General features: G+C 42.0%; 15 protein-coding genes. 8 read left to right on the plus strand and 7 right to left on the minus strand.

Annotated elements, in window-relative coordinates:
• Positions 1-62: 62 nt before the first annotated feature.
• The 4 genes from ACJVC5_RS14025 (at position 63) to ACJVC5_RS14040 (ending at position 4,499) form a co-directional block, all read left to right on the plus strand.
• The gene (locus ACJVC5_RS14025; RefSeq protein ID WP_408096152.1) at positions 63-878 is read left to right on the plus strand and encodes a PilZ domain-containing protein; all 816 of its coding nucleotides are present in this window, start codon (positions 63-65) and stop codon (positions 876-878) included.
• A gap of 142 nt (positions 879-1,020) precedes the next feature.
• Entirely contained in the window at positions 1,021-1,227 is a 207-nt protein-coding gene (locus tag ACJVC5_RS14030; RefSeq protein WP_408096153.1) for a hypothetical protein, read from the plus strand.
• Between the two features lie 559 nt (positions 1,228-1,786).
• Complete coding sequence (locus ACJVC5_RS14035) at positions 1,787-2,713, plus strand: hypothetical protein (RefSeq protein ID WP_408096154.1); 927 nt, start codon at positions 1,787-1,789, stop codon at positions 2,711-2,713.
• Positions 2,714-2,750: 37 nt separating this feature from the next.
• Positions 2,751-4,499 (plus strand): PKD domain-containing protein, encoded by a 1,749-nt coding sequence (locus tag ACJVC5_RS14040; protein WP_408096155.1) that lies wholly within the window; start codon positions 2,751-2,753, stop codon positions 4,497-4,499.
• Positions 4,500-4,544: 45 nt separating this feature from the next.
• On the opposite strand, the gene ACJVC5_RS14045 is transcribed toward ACJVC5_RS14040, so the two are convergent.
• The 6 genes from ACJVC5_RS14045 to ACJVC5_RS14070 form a co-directional block, all read right to left on the minus strand.
• Positions 4,545-5,012 carry a hypothetical protein gene (locus tag ACJVC5_RS14045; RefSeq protein ID WP_408096156.1) on the minus strand — a complete coding sequence of 156 codons (468 nt, stop codon included), beginning with the start codon at positions 5,010-5,012 and terminating at the stop codon, positions 4,545-4,547.
• 87 nt (positions 5,013-5,099) lie between these two features.
• Positions 5,100-6,134 (minus strand): serine/threonine protein kinase, encoded by a 1,035-nt coding sequence (locus ACJVC5_RS14050; RefSeq protein WP_408096157.1) that lies wholly within the window; start codon positions 6,132-6,134, stop codon positions 5,100-5,102.
• A 10-nt stretch (positions 6,135-6,144) separates the two neighbouring features.
• Complete coding sequence (locus ACJVC5_RS14055; RefSeq protein WP_408096158.1) at positions 6,145-7,500, minus strand: alkaline phosphatase D family protein; 1,356 nt, start codon at positions 7,498-7,500, stop codon at positions 6,145-6,147.
• Positions 7,497-8,099 carry a Maf family protein gene (locus ACJVC5_RS14060; protein WP_408096159.1) on the minus strand — a complete coding sequence of 201 codons (603 nt, stop codon included), beginning with the start codon at positions 8,097-8,099 and terminating at the stop codon, positions 7,497-7,499. The genes ACJVC5_RS14055 and ACJVC5_RS14060 overlap by 4 nt, the downstream gene beginning before the upstream one ends.
• A complete protein-coding gene (locus ACJVC5_RS14065; RefSeq protein ID WP_408096160.1) occupies positions 8,078-8,386 on the minus strand; it encodes a hypothetical protein in 309 nt (102 codons plus the stop codon). Before ACJVC5_RS14065 ends, ACJVC5_RS14060 begins: the two co-directional genes overlap by 22 nt.
• Positions 8,383-9,321: an ROK family protein gene (locus ACJVC5_RS14070; RefSeq protein WP_408096161.1), complete on the minus strand. Its 939-nt coding sequence runs from the start codon at positions 9,319-9,321 to the stop codon at positions 8,383-8,385. Before ACJVC5_RS14070 ends, ACJVC5_RS14065 begins: the two co-directional genes overlap by 4 nt.
• Positions 9,322-9,401: 80 nt before the next feature.
• On the opposite strand from ACJVC5_RS14070, the gene ACJVC5_RS14075 reads away from it, so the two are divergent.
• The 4 genes from ACJVC5_RS14075 (at position 9,402) to ACJVC5_RS14090 (ending at position 12,742) form a co-directional block, all read left to right on the plus strand.
• Positions 9,402-10,466 carry a hypothetical protein gene (locus tag ACJVC5_RS14075; protein WP_408096162.1) on the plus strand — a complete coding sequence of 355 codons (1,065 nt, stop codon included), beginning with the start codon at positions 9,402-9,404 and terminating at the stop codon, positions 10,464-10,466.
• The gene (locus ACJVC5_RS14080; protein WP_408096163.1) at positions 10,466-11,020 is read left to right on the plus strand and encodes a gamma carbonic anhydrase family protein; all 555 of its coding nucleotides are present in this window, start codon (positions 10,466-10,468) and stop codon (positions 11,018-11,020) included. The genes ACJVC5_RS14075 and ACJVC5_RS14080 overlap by 1 nt, the downstream gene beginning before the upstream one ends.
• On the plus strand, positions 10,983-11,816 hold the full coding sequence (locus tag ACJVC5_RS14085; protein WP_408096164.1) for a YihY/virulence factor BrkB family protein: 834 nt from the start codon (positions 10,983-10,985) through the stop codon (positions 11,814-11,816). The genes ACJVC5_RS14080 and ACJVC5_RS14085 overlap by 38 nt, the downstream gene beginning before the upstream one ends.
• 71 nt (positions 11,817-11,887) lie before the next feature.
• Entirely contained in the window at positions 11,888-12,742 is an 855-nt protein-coding gene (locus ACJVC5_RS14090) for an HNH endonuclease (RefSeq protein ID WP_408096165.1), read from the plus strand.
• Positions 12,743-12,745: 3 nt separating this feature from the next.
• Here ACJVC5_RS14090 and speA read toward each other — a convergent pair whose 3' ends face one another.
• Positions 12,746-14,701, minus strand: coding sequence for a biosynthetic arginine decarboxylase (speA, locus tag ACJVC5_RS14095; RefSeq protein ID WP_408096166.1), 1,956 nt, complete (start codon positions 14,699-14,701; stop codon positions 12,746-12,748).
• Between the last annotated feature and the right edge of the window lie 21 nt (positions 14,702-14,722).

Consider the following 14,722-nt stretch of genomic DNA (forward strand, 5'->3'; position numbering starts at 1 on the left):
TAATGTTGTTAATCCTTATTGATATGCTAAAATTTTCTTAAACCCTTAGGCAATCAACTTAAATGAGAGTAATTAAGTCGGATTCTGGTCACCTGGCTTACCAGAAAATTTTTAGACATCTTTTGAAGCATCACTCGCGAATTATTGTGTGGCAGGTGCTTGATTCCGGAGAACGTGTCATCACAGAATCACGTCTCAATTCTTTTCACCTGGATCAGGGCCTTTTAAATTTTGTCACTCCTCAGGGCAAGCTCGATGATTTAAATCCTGTGTATTGTTATGCCGAAGAAGGTCAGCTCATTTTTAAATCTGGGATCTTTGAAATTAAGGGCGCCGTGATGACTCTTAATTTACCGGGGGAAATTAAACTTTTAGAAGATCCAGATGTGAGCTTTATTCATGGCCAGATTGGAATGGACTTAAAGCCAGTGTGGAAAACCAAACGCATTGATTTAGATGCTCCTGAGGAAGAAGAGAGCGAAGTAGCCAAGGTGAAATCCATGGCCGAGCGTTCAAGCCGCGATCAGGAATTCTTGAATAATGAATTTGCCCTCAGTATTGATGAAGAAGAAAAAATGTATGCGGACAAACGTGAGAGTCCTCGTGCTCGTCCTAAGAAAGAAAAATGGGTGAAGGTCAAAGTTGAAGGCAGTCCTGAAGTGCATTTCTTAAAACTCTTTGATTTGTCCCGTGGGGGAATCGGATTTGTGGCCATGGAAATGGAGAAGTTTCCGAAGGGAAACACCATTCATGTCGTGGGTTTCGATGAATTCGATCTGGATGATCCTCTAGTGGGCAAGATCATGTCTCATCGTCCAATCGACGATACTCAAATTGAATTTAAAGTCGGTGTGAAATTTGATGAAGGGCAGGAGTAGTTCGCCCTCACTCTCGCCACTAAACTCCGTAATCAATTCTCCTGTATTTAATTAAGAAATATTAGTGATGGCATGGTCTGGCCTCAAGAAGGTTTTATTGCCTTTTGTCCTTATAATTTACTTAGTAGAGCAGGGGGCCATTATGAAAAAAACAATTTTTGTATGTGTATTGTCATTGATCACAGGATGCGTTTTTGAAGATTCGAAGAGTAATAGTAATCACAAGAAATCGGGAGTGCAGATGCCTGACCCCGTGAAAAATGATGCCACTATTGCCGGAGTGGATTCGGATAATGATGGGATTAGAGATGATATACAGGTATGGATTGATACCCACGTTTATAGCTGATCCAATTATAAAGAAAGGGATGCAGCAACATGCTAGGGCCTTGCAACTTAAACTTGTTAAGGCCACAAACAAAGATGAATCAATTATGAGTACAAGTTAACTATCTTCAAAGTAGCGAATGCTTAAGCTCACTAGTAGGGGTTTATGAAAAAATGAAGCTGGCCAATGAATTGAAAAAACGATCTATAAATACCAAAGAAAGAGCTCATGCAGAGATTAAGTCTAGTTCACATTTCAGCGGACAGATTTATTCATTGGCCCGAAATGCTGAGGAAGGAAAGGCACTTTGTCGTTTTGAATTTGAATAGAAACAAATTAAAGAATAATAGGGAGGGCAGGAGTGGCCTGCCTTTTTTGACTTTAATTCTAAGAAATATTAGTGATGGCATCCCTCTGTCCGAGCCCGACTTGCCATTTTTTGTGTTCATAAAATGTTCTAAAGCTTTTTCTACGATAATCAAATCTAAGAATTTACAGACGGTTTTGAATTTTAAGAATTCTCTAGTCAGACCTATTTGTGTTTGCACCGAAAATTACTTTCACGAAAACAGGAGATCATATGAAAAAGTTAATTATTGCATGTACGCTGTTTCTGGTAGCAGGTTCTGTTTTTGGGGACTCGAAACGAGAGAAAGACCACAAAAAGAGTGAAAGTGGTTATCATTCTTCTCATCATCCTCATTCTAATCATAATTCTCATCATGGTCGAAAACACAAGCCATCCCTTTTTGATGTAGTGCCGCTAAATTCACCTGTAAGGGAATCTATTGCAAAGTTCTTACTTAAAACGCCAAAGGATTTTGAAATTGATCAAGTGATGTTCAAGGTGAAAAATGCCAATGAGTTATTTATTAAAGAAAAGGACTATTCACCAACAAATCTTGTAAGTGGTCCTGGGGGTAAGGAGTTGCACATACCTATTTCAAGCTTGAAGAATGGCTTTTATAGGCTATTTGTCCGAATAAGAACTGTTGAGAAGGTAAAGCCAAAATATAGATACCATGATCACGACTTTAAGAGCTCATATCATAATTTTGTTAAATTTGTGATTGAAAAGAAATCGGGAGTGCAAATGCCTGACCCTGTGAAAAATGATGCCACTGTTGCCGGAGTGGATTCGGACAATGATGGGATTAGAGATGATATACAACTCTGGATTGAGAGCAAGTATCCAGTAAGTTCAAATGTAAAGAAAGGTCTTCAGCAACAAGCAAGAGCAAGACAATTAAATCTCGTAAATGCGGTCAATAAAGAAAATTCGATAATTTCAACAAGATCGTACTTGAATAGTAGCACATGCTTAGCTGCCATTTTAGGTGGGAGTGAGCAAATGAAACTCACAAATGAGTTGAATAAGAGATTGATTAATACAAAAGACAGAATTTATGCCGAACTTAATGCGAGTTCAAATTTTAGTGGGCAAGTATATTCTCTTGCCGTAACGCTGGAAGAAGAGAAGTCGCTCTGTGATTTTGAGTTGCAATAAACTTCTTTGACATGAATTAAAAACATTTGGAGATAAAATGAAGTATTTAATATTTGTACTTTGTTTGATTAGTTCTAATGTATTTGGTGATGTAAGCTGTTCGTTTAAAGGTACTAAAGTTTTATATACAAACGGTGTGTTTACTCCGGAAGACTCAGCAAGACATGCTTTAAGAGAGATCATCCAATTGAAACTGAATTCTTCAATTGATATTAGCCCTGGAGTTGTTAGCTATGATCTTGCATATAATCGAAATGTAAGTCTCACGGCGGACTTCATTGAATCAGCTGTACAGCGCTTTCCTGATGTCTTTATCAATACTTTGACGTTGAGTAATCCATATGCAGCATTTAAATATTTTGCAGGCGGTGAAGGTAATCTTCTTCAAAAGCTTTCTCCAGATATTTATGAAAGTATCTTATCTGAGTTTCGAAGAGTTCAATTGACATTTTTGAATGAATATTCCCACGATTATCAATATTTAGAAACATTAAATATGCTTAGGGAAGAGTATTATGAGAAAAGCCTATATGAGGGATATAGAGTATTTGCTATTTCCCATTCCCAGGGTGGGCTTTTTATGGAAGATGTCTATAGGGATATGGCATATGTAAAAAAAGATAAATACTTTGCTGGGTTTCAAATAGCTTCTCCTATAATGTATTCAGGTATTAGCAAGAAAGGCTATGCGACTCATACTAAAGATAAAGTAATCGACTTCCTCTTCGAAACGATAGGTACCTTTGAACCAAATATTACAGCTCCTCTGATTGTTGATAATGTCTACTACTCCGACATAGATTATTTGGATTTTGTCTTTAATCACGGCATTGTCACAACATATCTTTATGATTCTGTGATTAAAGGGCGTGTTGTTGAAGAGTTTAAAAAGGCTGCAGATTTATTGGAAAGTAATTGTCCTATAGCTGTTATTAAGAATTCTGTTTCAGGGTTAAAACTTTCTCTCGATTCCACTAATCCAAATGACAATGATTTGAAAGGTCTTGTCTATCAATGGAATTTTGGTGATGGAGAAGCAGTAGAGACAACTAATAAAGATTTAACTCATACATACCTAAACCCAGGTGTGTACACAGTTACATTGCGTATCACTAATAGTGAGAATAGAGAGTTTTGGCCAAAAGCAACGTTGAAAAAACAAATCACGGTCGGAGAAGTTAAGTGTGGTGGAGAACCTGGAAAAACTCATATTAATCCTGATGGTTCGATCGGTGGGTATGTTTCAAATCTATCGACTGTCGCAAGTACAGTGACCCTAGGGAGATTGTATGAAGTATGTGGGAACTCTCAAATATTAGGGGCCTCAAAACTTGTAAATGCTTCAAATGCAATAGTTCGAGATTCAGTAATTATTGATTCTAATTTTGATGGGAATGCTTTCAGCTTTAGAGTTACAAATAGTATTATTAGTAATTCATATTTTACATGGGCTATAAATTTAAATATTGCTGACAGTTCTATTGCTAATACAAAACTAGCTGGTATTGCATTTGACCTACGAGTGTTGCATTCTGATTTGTTAGATGTGGATTTTATGGCCTACAGTGGCGGAAATTATACTATTGAGTATTCAACAATAAAAAGAGCTACTTTTCGAACTGCAAGTGCACCAAATCTTTATAATGTAAGTTTGGCTGATAAGACATTAGAAGCAATCTATATCCACATTTTACCGACTGGGAATCAAATTGTTGGCGTTGATGGTGTTGAATGGTCTCAAGCACAGATTGCAAGTTTTTTAGGTTCCGAATCTGGTCTTAACTAGTGAAAGTAACAAGGGCAGGAGTAACCTGCCCTTTTATTTTATAATCTAGAACTCGTATTCGTAGTAGAAAGTATTCTCGTAATTCGTATCACCTTTCTTAATGACCTTACTGTGTTTTTTTAGTTCTTTGATCATGCTCTTCATCTTCTTATCAAGCTTACCCAAATCCACATACTCGCTGTCTTTACCTTGCTTACAAATTAAAGACTGACGATGAACAAAGATCAGATGTTCCAGGGCCTGGTTCTTGGCGGTGACGTTTTTACTATTAAAGAGATCCATATGTGAGCCAATGGCCTTCAGGTGTTCAGGATAAATCTCGAACATTTCCTGCACTTTTCCGCAGGCGCCAACAACGTCTTCTTTTTCAAGGAGAGTTCGGGTTGCTTCGGCCTTCTCAATTAATGCGTCCACACGAGAGAGCATCTCTTCTTTGATTTTCTTTTCGCGCATGGTTTGAGCAAAGGACATTTGACCTGCGAGTAGGCAAATCAGCAATAGGCCAAACTTCATAACAACCTCCCATAAATCGACAACCGACTAAACTTTTGACACCTTTTAGGGGTCAAAAGCGGCAGAAATCGTGATTATGAGAGAAGATTATTCAAGCCCCATGCCAAGGCGGTCCTGGATAAGACCCATTTGAACACGCAAGTCGATAAGCTCTTGGTCCCAGTAATTGGCGCTGGTGAATTGGGGGAAAACCCGCTTGAACGAATGATCGTCCCAGCGTTTCGCGATCCAGGCGTTGAAGTGAACCATACGCATGGTCCGAAGGGCCTCAGTGAGTCCCATGTTCACATGATCTTTTCTCGTCATCTCTTTATAGGCAGAAAGAAAACGATCCCGGTCTTCTAAGCTGTAGTGATCTTTTCCTGGAAACAATAACCAAAGATCTTGTTCCACCGGACCACTTAGACAGTCATCAAAGTCCACGGCCATAGGTCCCGCCGAGGTCCACACAATATTTCCACGGTGGAAATCACCATGGAGGCGCTGGATAGTGAGATGAGAGAACATAGGTTTCAGCATCGGAGAGAGTTGTTCCAAGAGTTTTAAGTAGTGCTGAAAACTTATGTGCTCAACCGGTTGAGTCTGGGCCAGGGCCTCACGGTTTATATCAATGAAGGTATGAGGATTAAGGGCCAGTCTGTGAGCAAATGAACCCATGGAACCAATATTGTGAATACGGCCGATCAAACGTCCCGCTTGTTCGATCTCATCTTTCATGAGTTCATCTTTTAAGCGGCCTTGGACCTTGGGAAAAAGGGCGAACCACAGATTGGTTTCCGGATGAAGATGAAGAGTTTCATCATTAAATTCAATTGGTGCAACCACCGGAACTTCAAACTCAGTAAGAGTTGTCAGAAAGCGGTGTTCTTCCAGAATTTGCTCCTTGGTCCAGCGACCAGGGCGATAAAATTTAAGGATGATATTAGTTGGACTAAAACCTTTTCCGAAGTCATAGCTTGAGGCGAGTTCCACATCGTAAACACGGTTCTCTAAACTATTGAGGGCCATGACACGTCCTGAGAGACGTTTTCCCCAAAGCTCGGCCGCTTCCATAACGTGGTCTGGAGTGAGGAGGTGAAAGTGTTTGGTCTCTGCTCCCCAGATTCCTTGATTCTGATTCATGATGTTCCTGTTAACGACGTTTAAATCTTTTTACGCGAACTTTTTTATAACGACGTTTGCCCACGCGGCGTTTTCTCACTTCATTGAGATTGTTCTGAAGATCTTTGATGAAGACCGCCACTTCACGTCGGAAATACGGTTCCCCATTCACACCAAAGTTTTCAATCTCAAGAAACCAGTGATCATTCTGGGCCAGGTTATCAATGATCGTAAAGTTCTGGTGCGCGTTTTCGGAAACCACACGCCATGGATTCTCATCTAGTCGGTCGGGATAGACCTTGGAGTGAATCGGGCTGGAAGTGATTTCAAAGCTCGGTTTTCCGAACATGCCGCGAGGAAATTGCATAATCTCGCTCATATGACGGTCACCTGAAAGGAAGATAAAAGGTGTATTGATTTTCTTTAGTTCATTTACAAACTGCTGGAAGTCATTTGGGTGACTGCCTTCAAAGGACTCAAATTTATGATAACCACCAAAGAACTGATCTCCCTTGATGATAAAACTTGGAGTGCTTTCTTCGCGAAGTTTAGAAATGAGCCACGCCGTCTGATCTAGGCCCAGGTGTGTTCCATCCCTGGATTCAGAACGAAATGTTCTTCCATCGAGAAAGTATAAGTTAAAGTCACCCAGTGAGAGCATACCGCCCACACCATGGCCCTTATAGTAATCATCATCACTCATGTCCTGAGCAAAGAAGGCGTCGAAAATTTCTTTTGCTTCTTTCTTATAACCGTACTTCGAGTTTCCGTCGTTAATGCCATAATCATGGTCGTCCCAAGTGGCATGGACCGGAATGAGTTTTTTCTGAAAGAAAACGGGAAGTGCAAGGCGAGTGTCTACATAACGCTTCCACAGGATTTCAGGGTCCACCGCTTGAATCGTGGAATGCTCAGTGATGTCCGCATAAACGTTGTCACCAATCATTAGTAGATATTCAGGATTTTTTCCGGCCAGAGTGTCCCAGATTTTAAAATCTTTATCAAAGTGATCACTCATGCATGAGGCCACCGCCAAACGAAGGCGCGTTTGCTCTTTTTGTCCGCGACCAATGAGGCGCTGATCAACGATCTTGTCGCCCTCATAGACATAGAGGTTGTAGTCTTTTTGAGCGTCACGAACGAACACAATCTTATGCACCATCCATTTTGAGAAAGATCTGGTCACAATTTTGGTTTCATCCGGCTGAATGATTTCTCCGGTTGCGTCTCTCAGCTCAAAGCGAAGATTTTCAGTATCGGCCAGAACACTAAATTCAACTTCTTTGGTATTAGTTACACCCTGAAGGATCGAGTATTTATCTGAATGTTTTTGTGGTAGCTGGGCACAGCTTGCTACCAGGAGCAGAAGGAGGACAATATATTTCACAGCGAGTATCCCAATTTCAAAAGAGTGTTAGTGAGTTCGATTAGTGGTAGTCCAATAATGGCCGTGTGATCCGACATTTCAATTTTTTCAAAAAGCTTGATCCCACGAGATTCAAGTTTATAACTGCCAGCGCAGTCCAGTGGTTTGTCAGCATGAACGTAAGCGTGAATCTGAGGCAGAGTCAACTTACGCATATGAAGAGTTGTTTCATTAAGAATAGTTTCCATTCCGTCCGGATGAAGAACCGTCACGGCCGTAATAAGTTGGTGGGACTTTCCTTGCATGAAGGAAAGTTGTTCCATGGCCGCATCAATAGATCCTGGCTTATCAAAAATATGATTGCCCAGAGTGCAGACCTGGTCAGAGCCAATCACACAAGCGTGTGGGTACTTACAAGAGACCGCTTGGGCCTTTAGCTTTGAAAGCTCAAGCGCCAACTCTCTAGGAGACATGCCTTTCTTTTTGATCTTTTCTTCGTCCACTCCTGGGGCAATGGCATCGAATTCCCAACCAAGTTGAGAGAGAAGCTCCCCACGGTATTTAGAAGTGGAAGCAAGAATTAAACGAAACGGTTGTTCTAATGATTGATTTTTTCCCATATCTTTAAGCAGAAAATCCTGTCCTGTTTAAGTTCCTTCCATGGAAAATCTAAGATGATGTCCCGGGTAGGAGAGCGGTTAATTCCAGCGGCCACACAGCTCTTACAAAGAGTGAGTGTGTAATACTTTCGATAGAAAGCAAAAACTGCCGCGTACTTTTGTTCGTTTGTTGTTGCCTCGGTAAGTGCACGACCTAATTTTCGGGCATGGGCCGAGACTATCTCATTAAGTTTTTTTGTTTCTTTGTTTTCTGGATCCATTTGCCAGTCAACAGGAACATCCATCACTTCAGGACCTCATCAAAAATATGAGCGGCCCCACCGTAGACAGCACCTTTGTCCGATGAAAGACTGGCGGTCACGATATCAATTTTCCCGGTCAATGAAAAATGGACGAGTTCATCAAGTTTCTTCTTCAGCACTTGGTTGAAGCTGTCACCTAACTTAGAAACACCTCCACCAATGACAAAGGCCTGGGGCCCAAAAAGGACAGCTATACTGACAAGTCCAGAAACCAGTTCATCGGCAATGGTGTGAATGATGGTGGTTGCTCTTAAATCTTTTTCTTTAAAAAGAGTGCCCAGTTTTTCAATTTTCCATTCTTCACCTGTGAGTTCATGAATGGTTTGCTTAATACCTTTGGCCGAAAGATAACTTTCCAGGTGATTCAATCCTCCACAGGAGCAGAGGCGTTTCTTGTCGTGAGGAATAATGATGTGGCCACCTTCGGCCCCCAGAGCATTGTGCCCGCGGTAAAGTTTTCCATCTAAAATGAGTCCAGTACCCACTCCAGTTCCCAGAGTGATAAGCACGAAATCTTTCAGATCTTTTCCAGCACCCCAGCGGTTTTCACCCACGGCCGCAAGATTGGCGTCGTTTTCAATGACCGCCTGACATTTGAACTTTTCCTGAAAAAGGTCTCTTAGAGGAACATTGGTCCAACCAAGATTTGGGGCATGCTCAATCCTGCCGGTATAATAATTGGCCACAGGTGCACCTGCACCAAGTCCTAGAATACGTGAATCACCAAGTTCAATTTTTAATTCAGTTGAAAGTAGGCGCTGAGATTCCCGAGCTAATTGCTCAATAAACTGCTCAGGCGACATGGTTTTATCTGTAGGGAGAGTATGAAAGGCGAGGAGATTTCCTGACTGATCGAACAAGCCAATCTTAGTATTAGTCCCGCCGATATCTATTCCGAAGGCCACGTGTTCATTCTTCATGTTAAAACGCTATCACGAAACCTGGTCCAAGGCTATAATGAGAGAATCAACTTTTAAATGGCCATGAGGGTCAAATCACAGTGAAACCAGTTAATCTAAACCAATTGTTGTTTCATCCCAAATCCACTTGTTTAAGCTTTTATGTAGGACCAAGAACGGGCCTTGATCATGAAGCTGAACTGGAAGTTTTCTTGAAGGACATGGAGTCTCAGCTCTTGCTTCAGCATAAAGTTCCAGTGGCAAAGCTTTTGGAAAGGCTGAAACCTAACATTAAGAAAATCATTCACTGCCATCCGGACAAGTCTCATGGATTTTTTCTGGCCGAAGATCTTCAGGGCTACATTAACCTGGATCAGAAAGTTGAGCCTTATTGCATCATTGGCCAGACCTTTCACGTTCGTCCTTTGATGGAAGACCTGTTTATTAACCCTGAATACATTCTAGTGAACATCTCCCTCTATGATATCAAAATCTACCGCGGGGATTTTCAGCATCTTGAGATCATGCAGCAGTATGAATTTGACCAACTTCCGAAAGGATTTTTTGGAAATAACTCTGCTCGTCTCTATGCTCCTCAGTACATGGGACTGATTCCGTTTAAGACCATTCTTGCGCTTAAAACCATTGCTCAAAAACTCATGGACATGATTCTTTATCATTCACTGCCAGTGATCGTGACGGGACTCGAAGAACTAAAAACAATCTTCCTTCGCTACTTTGAACATTCTTTCGGAGTGATCTCTCATATTCACGAAGATTTTTATGAGAAGACCTGTGTGGAGATTGTAGAGCGTTGTAAAAACTTCCGTCATATTGTGATGGATTATTATTCGGCCCAATTTAAAGAGCGTTTAAAGCGCATGGTAAAAGCAAAACGAATTATCTCTGACCTGGAAGGCATTATTAAGGCCACTTATTCTGGGAAAGTGGTGCATCTGGTGCTACCGACCGAGAAGAAGCTTTGGGGCAGGATTGATCCGTCCACCGGGGAATATTCTATTCACAAACGAGTCAATAAAAAGAACTCCATGGATATTTTAAATGAACTCGCTGAAGAGGTGATGAGGCAAGGAGGAAAGATTCAAATCCTGGGCCCACACTTTTTCCCGCAGGACGCCCACGTCCTGGCAATTCTTAGAGGTTAATGATGCTTTCACGATACTTTGATTATTATCCGACTCTTGGGGAGCGCGTTTATTACGCAGATGGGGCCAAGATTATCGGCCGCGCTGAATTAGGCGACCACGTTAACATCTGGTTTAACACTGTTGTTCGGGCGGACGTAAACTTTATTAAGATCGGTAAGAACACCAACATTCAAGATCTTTGTATGCTTCATGTAACAGAGATCAATTCTCTCACAATTGGCGAAAACACTTCTCTCGGTCATAGCGTGATTCTTCATGGCTGCAAGATTGGAAACGGTTGTCTGATTGGTATGGGGGCCATTATCCTAGATGGAGCAGAGATTGGAGACAATTGTCTCGTCGCCGCTGGTTCTCTCGTCACTCCAGGTAAGAAATTTCCGGCCGGGAGTATGATCAAAGGAAGGCCCGCAGTTGTTGAAAGACCATTGTCCGCTGAAGAAATTGAGCGCGTGTCCAATCACTATAAAGCGTATGTGGTTTATAAAGACCAATACCTAAGGATGGGTGAGACACATGGAACTGATCAAGAAAAGCTTCCCAACAAGGGTTAAAAACCTCGCGAATAAAGTCACCGAAGACAATCTCTTCCTGCTTTCTTCTTCCATTTCCTATTATTCGGCCCTGGCCATCGCGCCCTTCATGCTGATCCTTTTAGGAGTGGCATCGATGCTAGGAGTGGGTGTTCAAGAAAAACTCGTCACCATGGCGAGTGAATTTTCTCCTCAGGTCGGGAAGATGATTCAAATGATCTTCGCTAACGTCAACGAGGGCGTGAACGTTGGATCAATCTCCGGAATCATCGGGGTGATTGTTCTTCTCTCCACTGCTTCTTTAGTATTTTTGCAGCTTCGTTACGCCCTAGATGTGATCTATGGAAAATATAATCCCCACGCTAAACGCACACTCATGGACACTGTCAAAGAAAAGCTCTTCGCTATGTTCTTTGTTCTGATGACGGGGATTTTTTTTATTGCGGCGGCCTCATTACCAGGAATTGTGAACTGGGTTCTTCCCGCCGGAAGCGAAGACTATTTCTTCTTCAGGTCCCTTGCGATCGGAATCAATATCCTTGTCTATATCGCCATGTTTTGGGGCATCCATTATTTCACTCCGACCAAACGACCTCCTTCGATTGAGGCCCTCAAGATGGGAGTCCTCTCTTCAGTTTTTTTCATCATTGGTAACGTCCTCCTCGCTAGTTATTTAAAAGGCGTGGCATCGAACTCTATTTATGGAGCGGCCGGATCACTGCTCGTTTTCCTCACCTGGACTTATTACACTTCATTCACTTTGTTTTTGAGTGTTGAAGTGTTCCTTTATTTGAAAAAGATCGGGAAGATCAGATGATTTACTTTCTCCAGAGAAAGTAACTTTTTTAACAGTTGACATCTCCGTATCTTTTCCGTATTGTTTCTAGCATGAGACTTAATCATGTTGCAAATAAAATTTTACTGAGTGATACAAAAAAGTTGGTGGGTGCTGAACGCGAGGCAACTGTTAAACTTCTTCACCATTTAAAAGAAATAGATAAAAGAAAACTCTATTGCGACTTAAAGTATTCCTCACTCTTCGCTTATTGCGTGAATGAATTGGGTTACTCCGAAGGCGCAGCTCAAAGGCGAATCGTCGCCGCAAGAGCGTTGGCCGAAATACCCGAGATCGAATCAAAAATCGAAAATGGCAGTTTAAATCTCACGAATATTTCATTAGTGAATCAATTCATTGAAGACCCGATTCAAAAGCTCGAGGCCTTCAAAGAAGTTGAAAATCTCACTAAAAAAGAATGTGAGCAGAAACTTTTTGAAATCACCGGCAAAGAAGAAAAGCCGAAAGATAAACAGAAGCGCATCTCAAAAGATAAAATTCAAGTGGCATTTGTTTTGACGGATGAAACGATGGAGGTCGTAGAAAAACTTAAATCTCTTCTCGGTAAAGAAATGGACATGGATCAATTGGTTCAATTTATGGCCAAGGAAGCGATTAAGTCTGTGGAGAAAACGAAGTTTAAGCAGACCAAGCCGAGAACTTCACTTTCGCCAGCGAAAGTGGGACGAACAATTCCAGCAGCAGTAAAAGGCGAAGTGTACGCACGCGATAAAAGATGCACCAACTGCGGGACAACTCATAACCTAAATTATGATCACATCATTCCCTATTCAATGGGAGGGCCAAATACGACAGAAAATCTAAGGCTATTATGTTCTCAATGCAATCAACGAGGGAGGATCAGAATGGGATTAGAAAAATCCCCACCGCGAAGGGTGGGGAGATAGAAACTATTTTTTTAGATATGTATAGCTCTTAAGACAGCTTTCATAGAAGTCAGTCAAATCCACACCTTCACGAGGACGGATCTTGCCGCGCTTCACTTGAGTATCAATTGAGGCCTTCACGGTTTGTGCCATGGTCTCAGGGTTGTACTGAAGAGTAGAAAGCACTTGTGATGCTTTGTTACCGTAAATCACTTCTTCGATGTAGAAATCTGTTGGATCATCATCATCGGCGAAGATGTGCACTTCGTTCAGACGGCCGAAACAGTTATGGTTATCACCCATGATGTCCTGGTAAGCACCAGTCATGAAGAGACCAATGTAGTAATCGTCGCCGTTAAGCTTGTGCATTGGCAGTGTATTTGTCGGGCCATCTGGTGAAAGGAACGTGTCCAATTTACCGTCAGAGTCACAAGTAATGTCCACCAGTGTTGCGATCTCGGTCGGCTTCTCATTCAACTTGTGGATGGGAAGAACCGGAAGGATCTGGCCAATGGCCCAAGTATCCGGAGCAGACTGGAAGATAGAGAAGTTACACATATACTGAGAGGCCATCTGGCTCTTAAGAGCAAGAATTTCATCCGAAGCATATTCATCAAGAGACGCGAACTGAGTGATCTTTTTACAGATTCTCCAGTAAAGCGTTTCAAGTTTCGCTCTCTCATCAAGAGTTAAGATACCAAGCTTGAACGCAGCGATTGATTCTTCTTTAATCTTAGTCGCGTCGTTATAAACGTCCTGGTAGTTCTTGGCCGTGAGGTCAGTTGAAAGATCTCTCATGTTTGTCACGAGGATGTTTTCATTGATTGCTTTATCAGTGTTGAAGTTTTCACCTGCACCGATTTCCATCGCGCCGAAAACGTTTGTGATCACACAAGAGTGGTGAGCAGTAATGGCACGACCAGACTCAGACACGATGTTTGGATGTGGAACGTCTTCAAGGTCACAGATTTGCTTTAAGATATAAACCACGTCCGCTACGTAATCGCGAGTTGTGTAGTTAATCGAAGACGGAGAGTTCGAACGAGTACCGTCGTAGTTAACACCAACACCACCACCTACGTCGAAGTACTCAAGTTTCGCGCCTTCTTTATAAAGCTTGGCATAAATACGAGCACCCTCAGAGATTGAATCTTTGATGGTACGAAGATCTGGAATCTGAGAACCGATGTGGAAGTGGAAAAGCTTCAAGCAGTGCTCTTTGCCAATCGACTTCATGTATTTTACGGCCTGAAGGATCTCAGTGATCGTAAGACCGAATTTCGCGTAGTCACCACCAGAGCTGGCCCATTTCCCTGAAGACTTTGTGGCGATCTTAGCACGAAGACCGATCATCGGCTCAACACCGATTTCCTGAGAAAGTTTCATAAGGTCAGTAAGCTCAGAGTATTTTTCTACTACTACGATCACCTTACGGCCAAGTTGGTTCCCTAAAAGGGCAAGACGTAGAAGATCAAGGTCTTTGTAACCGTTAATCACAGTGAGTGAGTTTTGGTTTGAGTTCATCGCAAGAGCAGCTAGTAGCTCCGGTTTAGAACCGGCCTCAAGACCATAGTTGAACGGAGCGCCGGCATCGACGATCTCTTCAACCACTTCACGCATTTGGTTTACTTTAATTGGGTATACGCCATAGTAAGAGCCAGTGAACTTGGCCTCTTCAATGAGTGAACGGAAAGTTTTATTGAGGTTTGCCACCTGCGAACGGAGGATGTCGTGGAAACGAATCACGGCCGGGAATGAAATCCCTTTGTTCTTCATTTCTTCCACGATTTCCATCATGTTAATCACCGGACCATTGCTGGTCTGGGTTGGGTTCACACAAAGGTCACCCTTGTTGTTGATGGAAAAGTAATTTTCGCCCCAGCGACTGATCTGATAGATCTCGTCCGCATCGGCCGTGGTCCATTCTTTACTCGCGTCTAAGTTGTGAAAGCGAGTAGGTTGTTGTGAAGAAGTTTTCACCTCAAAATCCCTCCGGGAAAA

It is taken from the genome of Peredibacter sp. HCB2-198 (genome assembly GCF_045999315.1).
In the GTDB taxonomy this organism is placed as follows: Bacteria; Bdellovibrionota; Bacteriovoracia; order Bacteriovoracales; family Bacteriovoracaceae; genus Peredibacter.

Bases quoted from the DNA above. Each gene is read 5' to 3' on its own strand.
- ACJVC5_RS14025 (WP_408096152.1), top strand. From the start codon at position 63: ATGAGAGTAATTAAGTCGGATTCTGGTCACCTGGCTTACCAGAAAATT.
- ACJVC5_RS14030 (WP_408096153.1), top strand. From the start codon at position 1,021: ATGAAAAAAACAATTTTTGTATGTGTATTGTCATTGATCACAGGATGC.
- ACJVC5_RS14035 (WP_408096154.1), top strand. From the start codon at position 1,787: ATGAAAAAGTTAATTATTGCATGTACGCTGTTTCTGGTAGCAGGTTCT.
- ACJVC5_RS14040 (WP_408096155.1), top strand. From the start codon at position 2,751: ATGAAGTATTTAATATTTGTACTTTGTTTGATTAGTTCTAATGTATTT.
- ACJVC5_RS14045 (WP_408096156.1), bottom strand. From the start codon at position 5,012: ATGAAGTTTGGCCTATTGCTGATTTGCCTACTCGCAGGTCAAATGTCC.
- ACJVC5_RS14050 (WP_408096157.1), bottom strand. From the start codon at position 6,134: ATGAATCAGAATCAAGGAATCTGGGGAGCAGAGACCAAACACTTTCAC.
- ACJVC5_RS14060 (WP_408096159.1), bottom strand. From the start codon at position 8,099: ATGGGAAAAAATCAATCATTAGAACAACCGTTTCGTTTAATTCTTGCT.
- ACJVC5_RS14070 (WP_408096161.1), bottom strand. From the start codon at position 9,321: ATGAAGAATGAACACGTGGCCTTCGGAATAGATATCGGCGGGACTAAT.
- ACJVC5_RS14080 (WP_408096163.1), top strand. From the start codon at position 10,466: ATGATGCTTTCACGATACTTTGATTATTATCCGACTCTTGGGGAGCGC.
- ACJVC5_RS14085 (WP_408096164.1), top strand. From the start codon at position 10,983: ATGGAACTGATCAAGAAAAGCTTCCCAACAAGGGTTAAAAACCTCGCG.
- ACJVC5_RS14090 (WP_408096165.1), top strand. From the start codon at position 11,888: ATGAGACTTAATCATGTTGCAAATAAAATTTTACTGAGTGATACAAAA.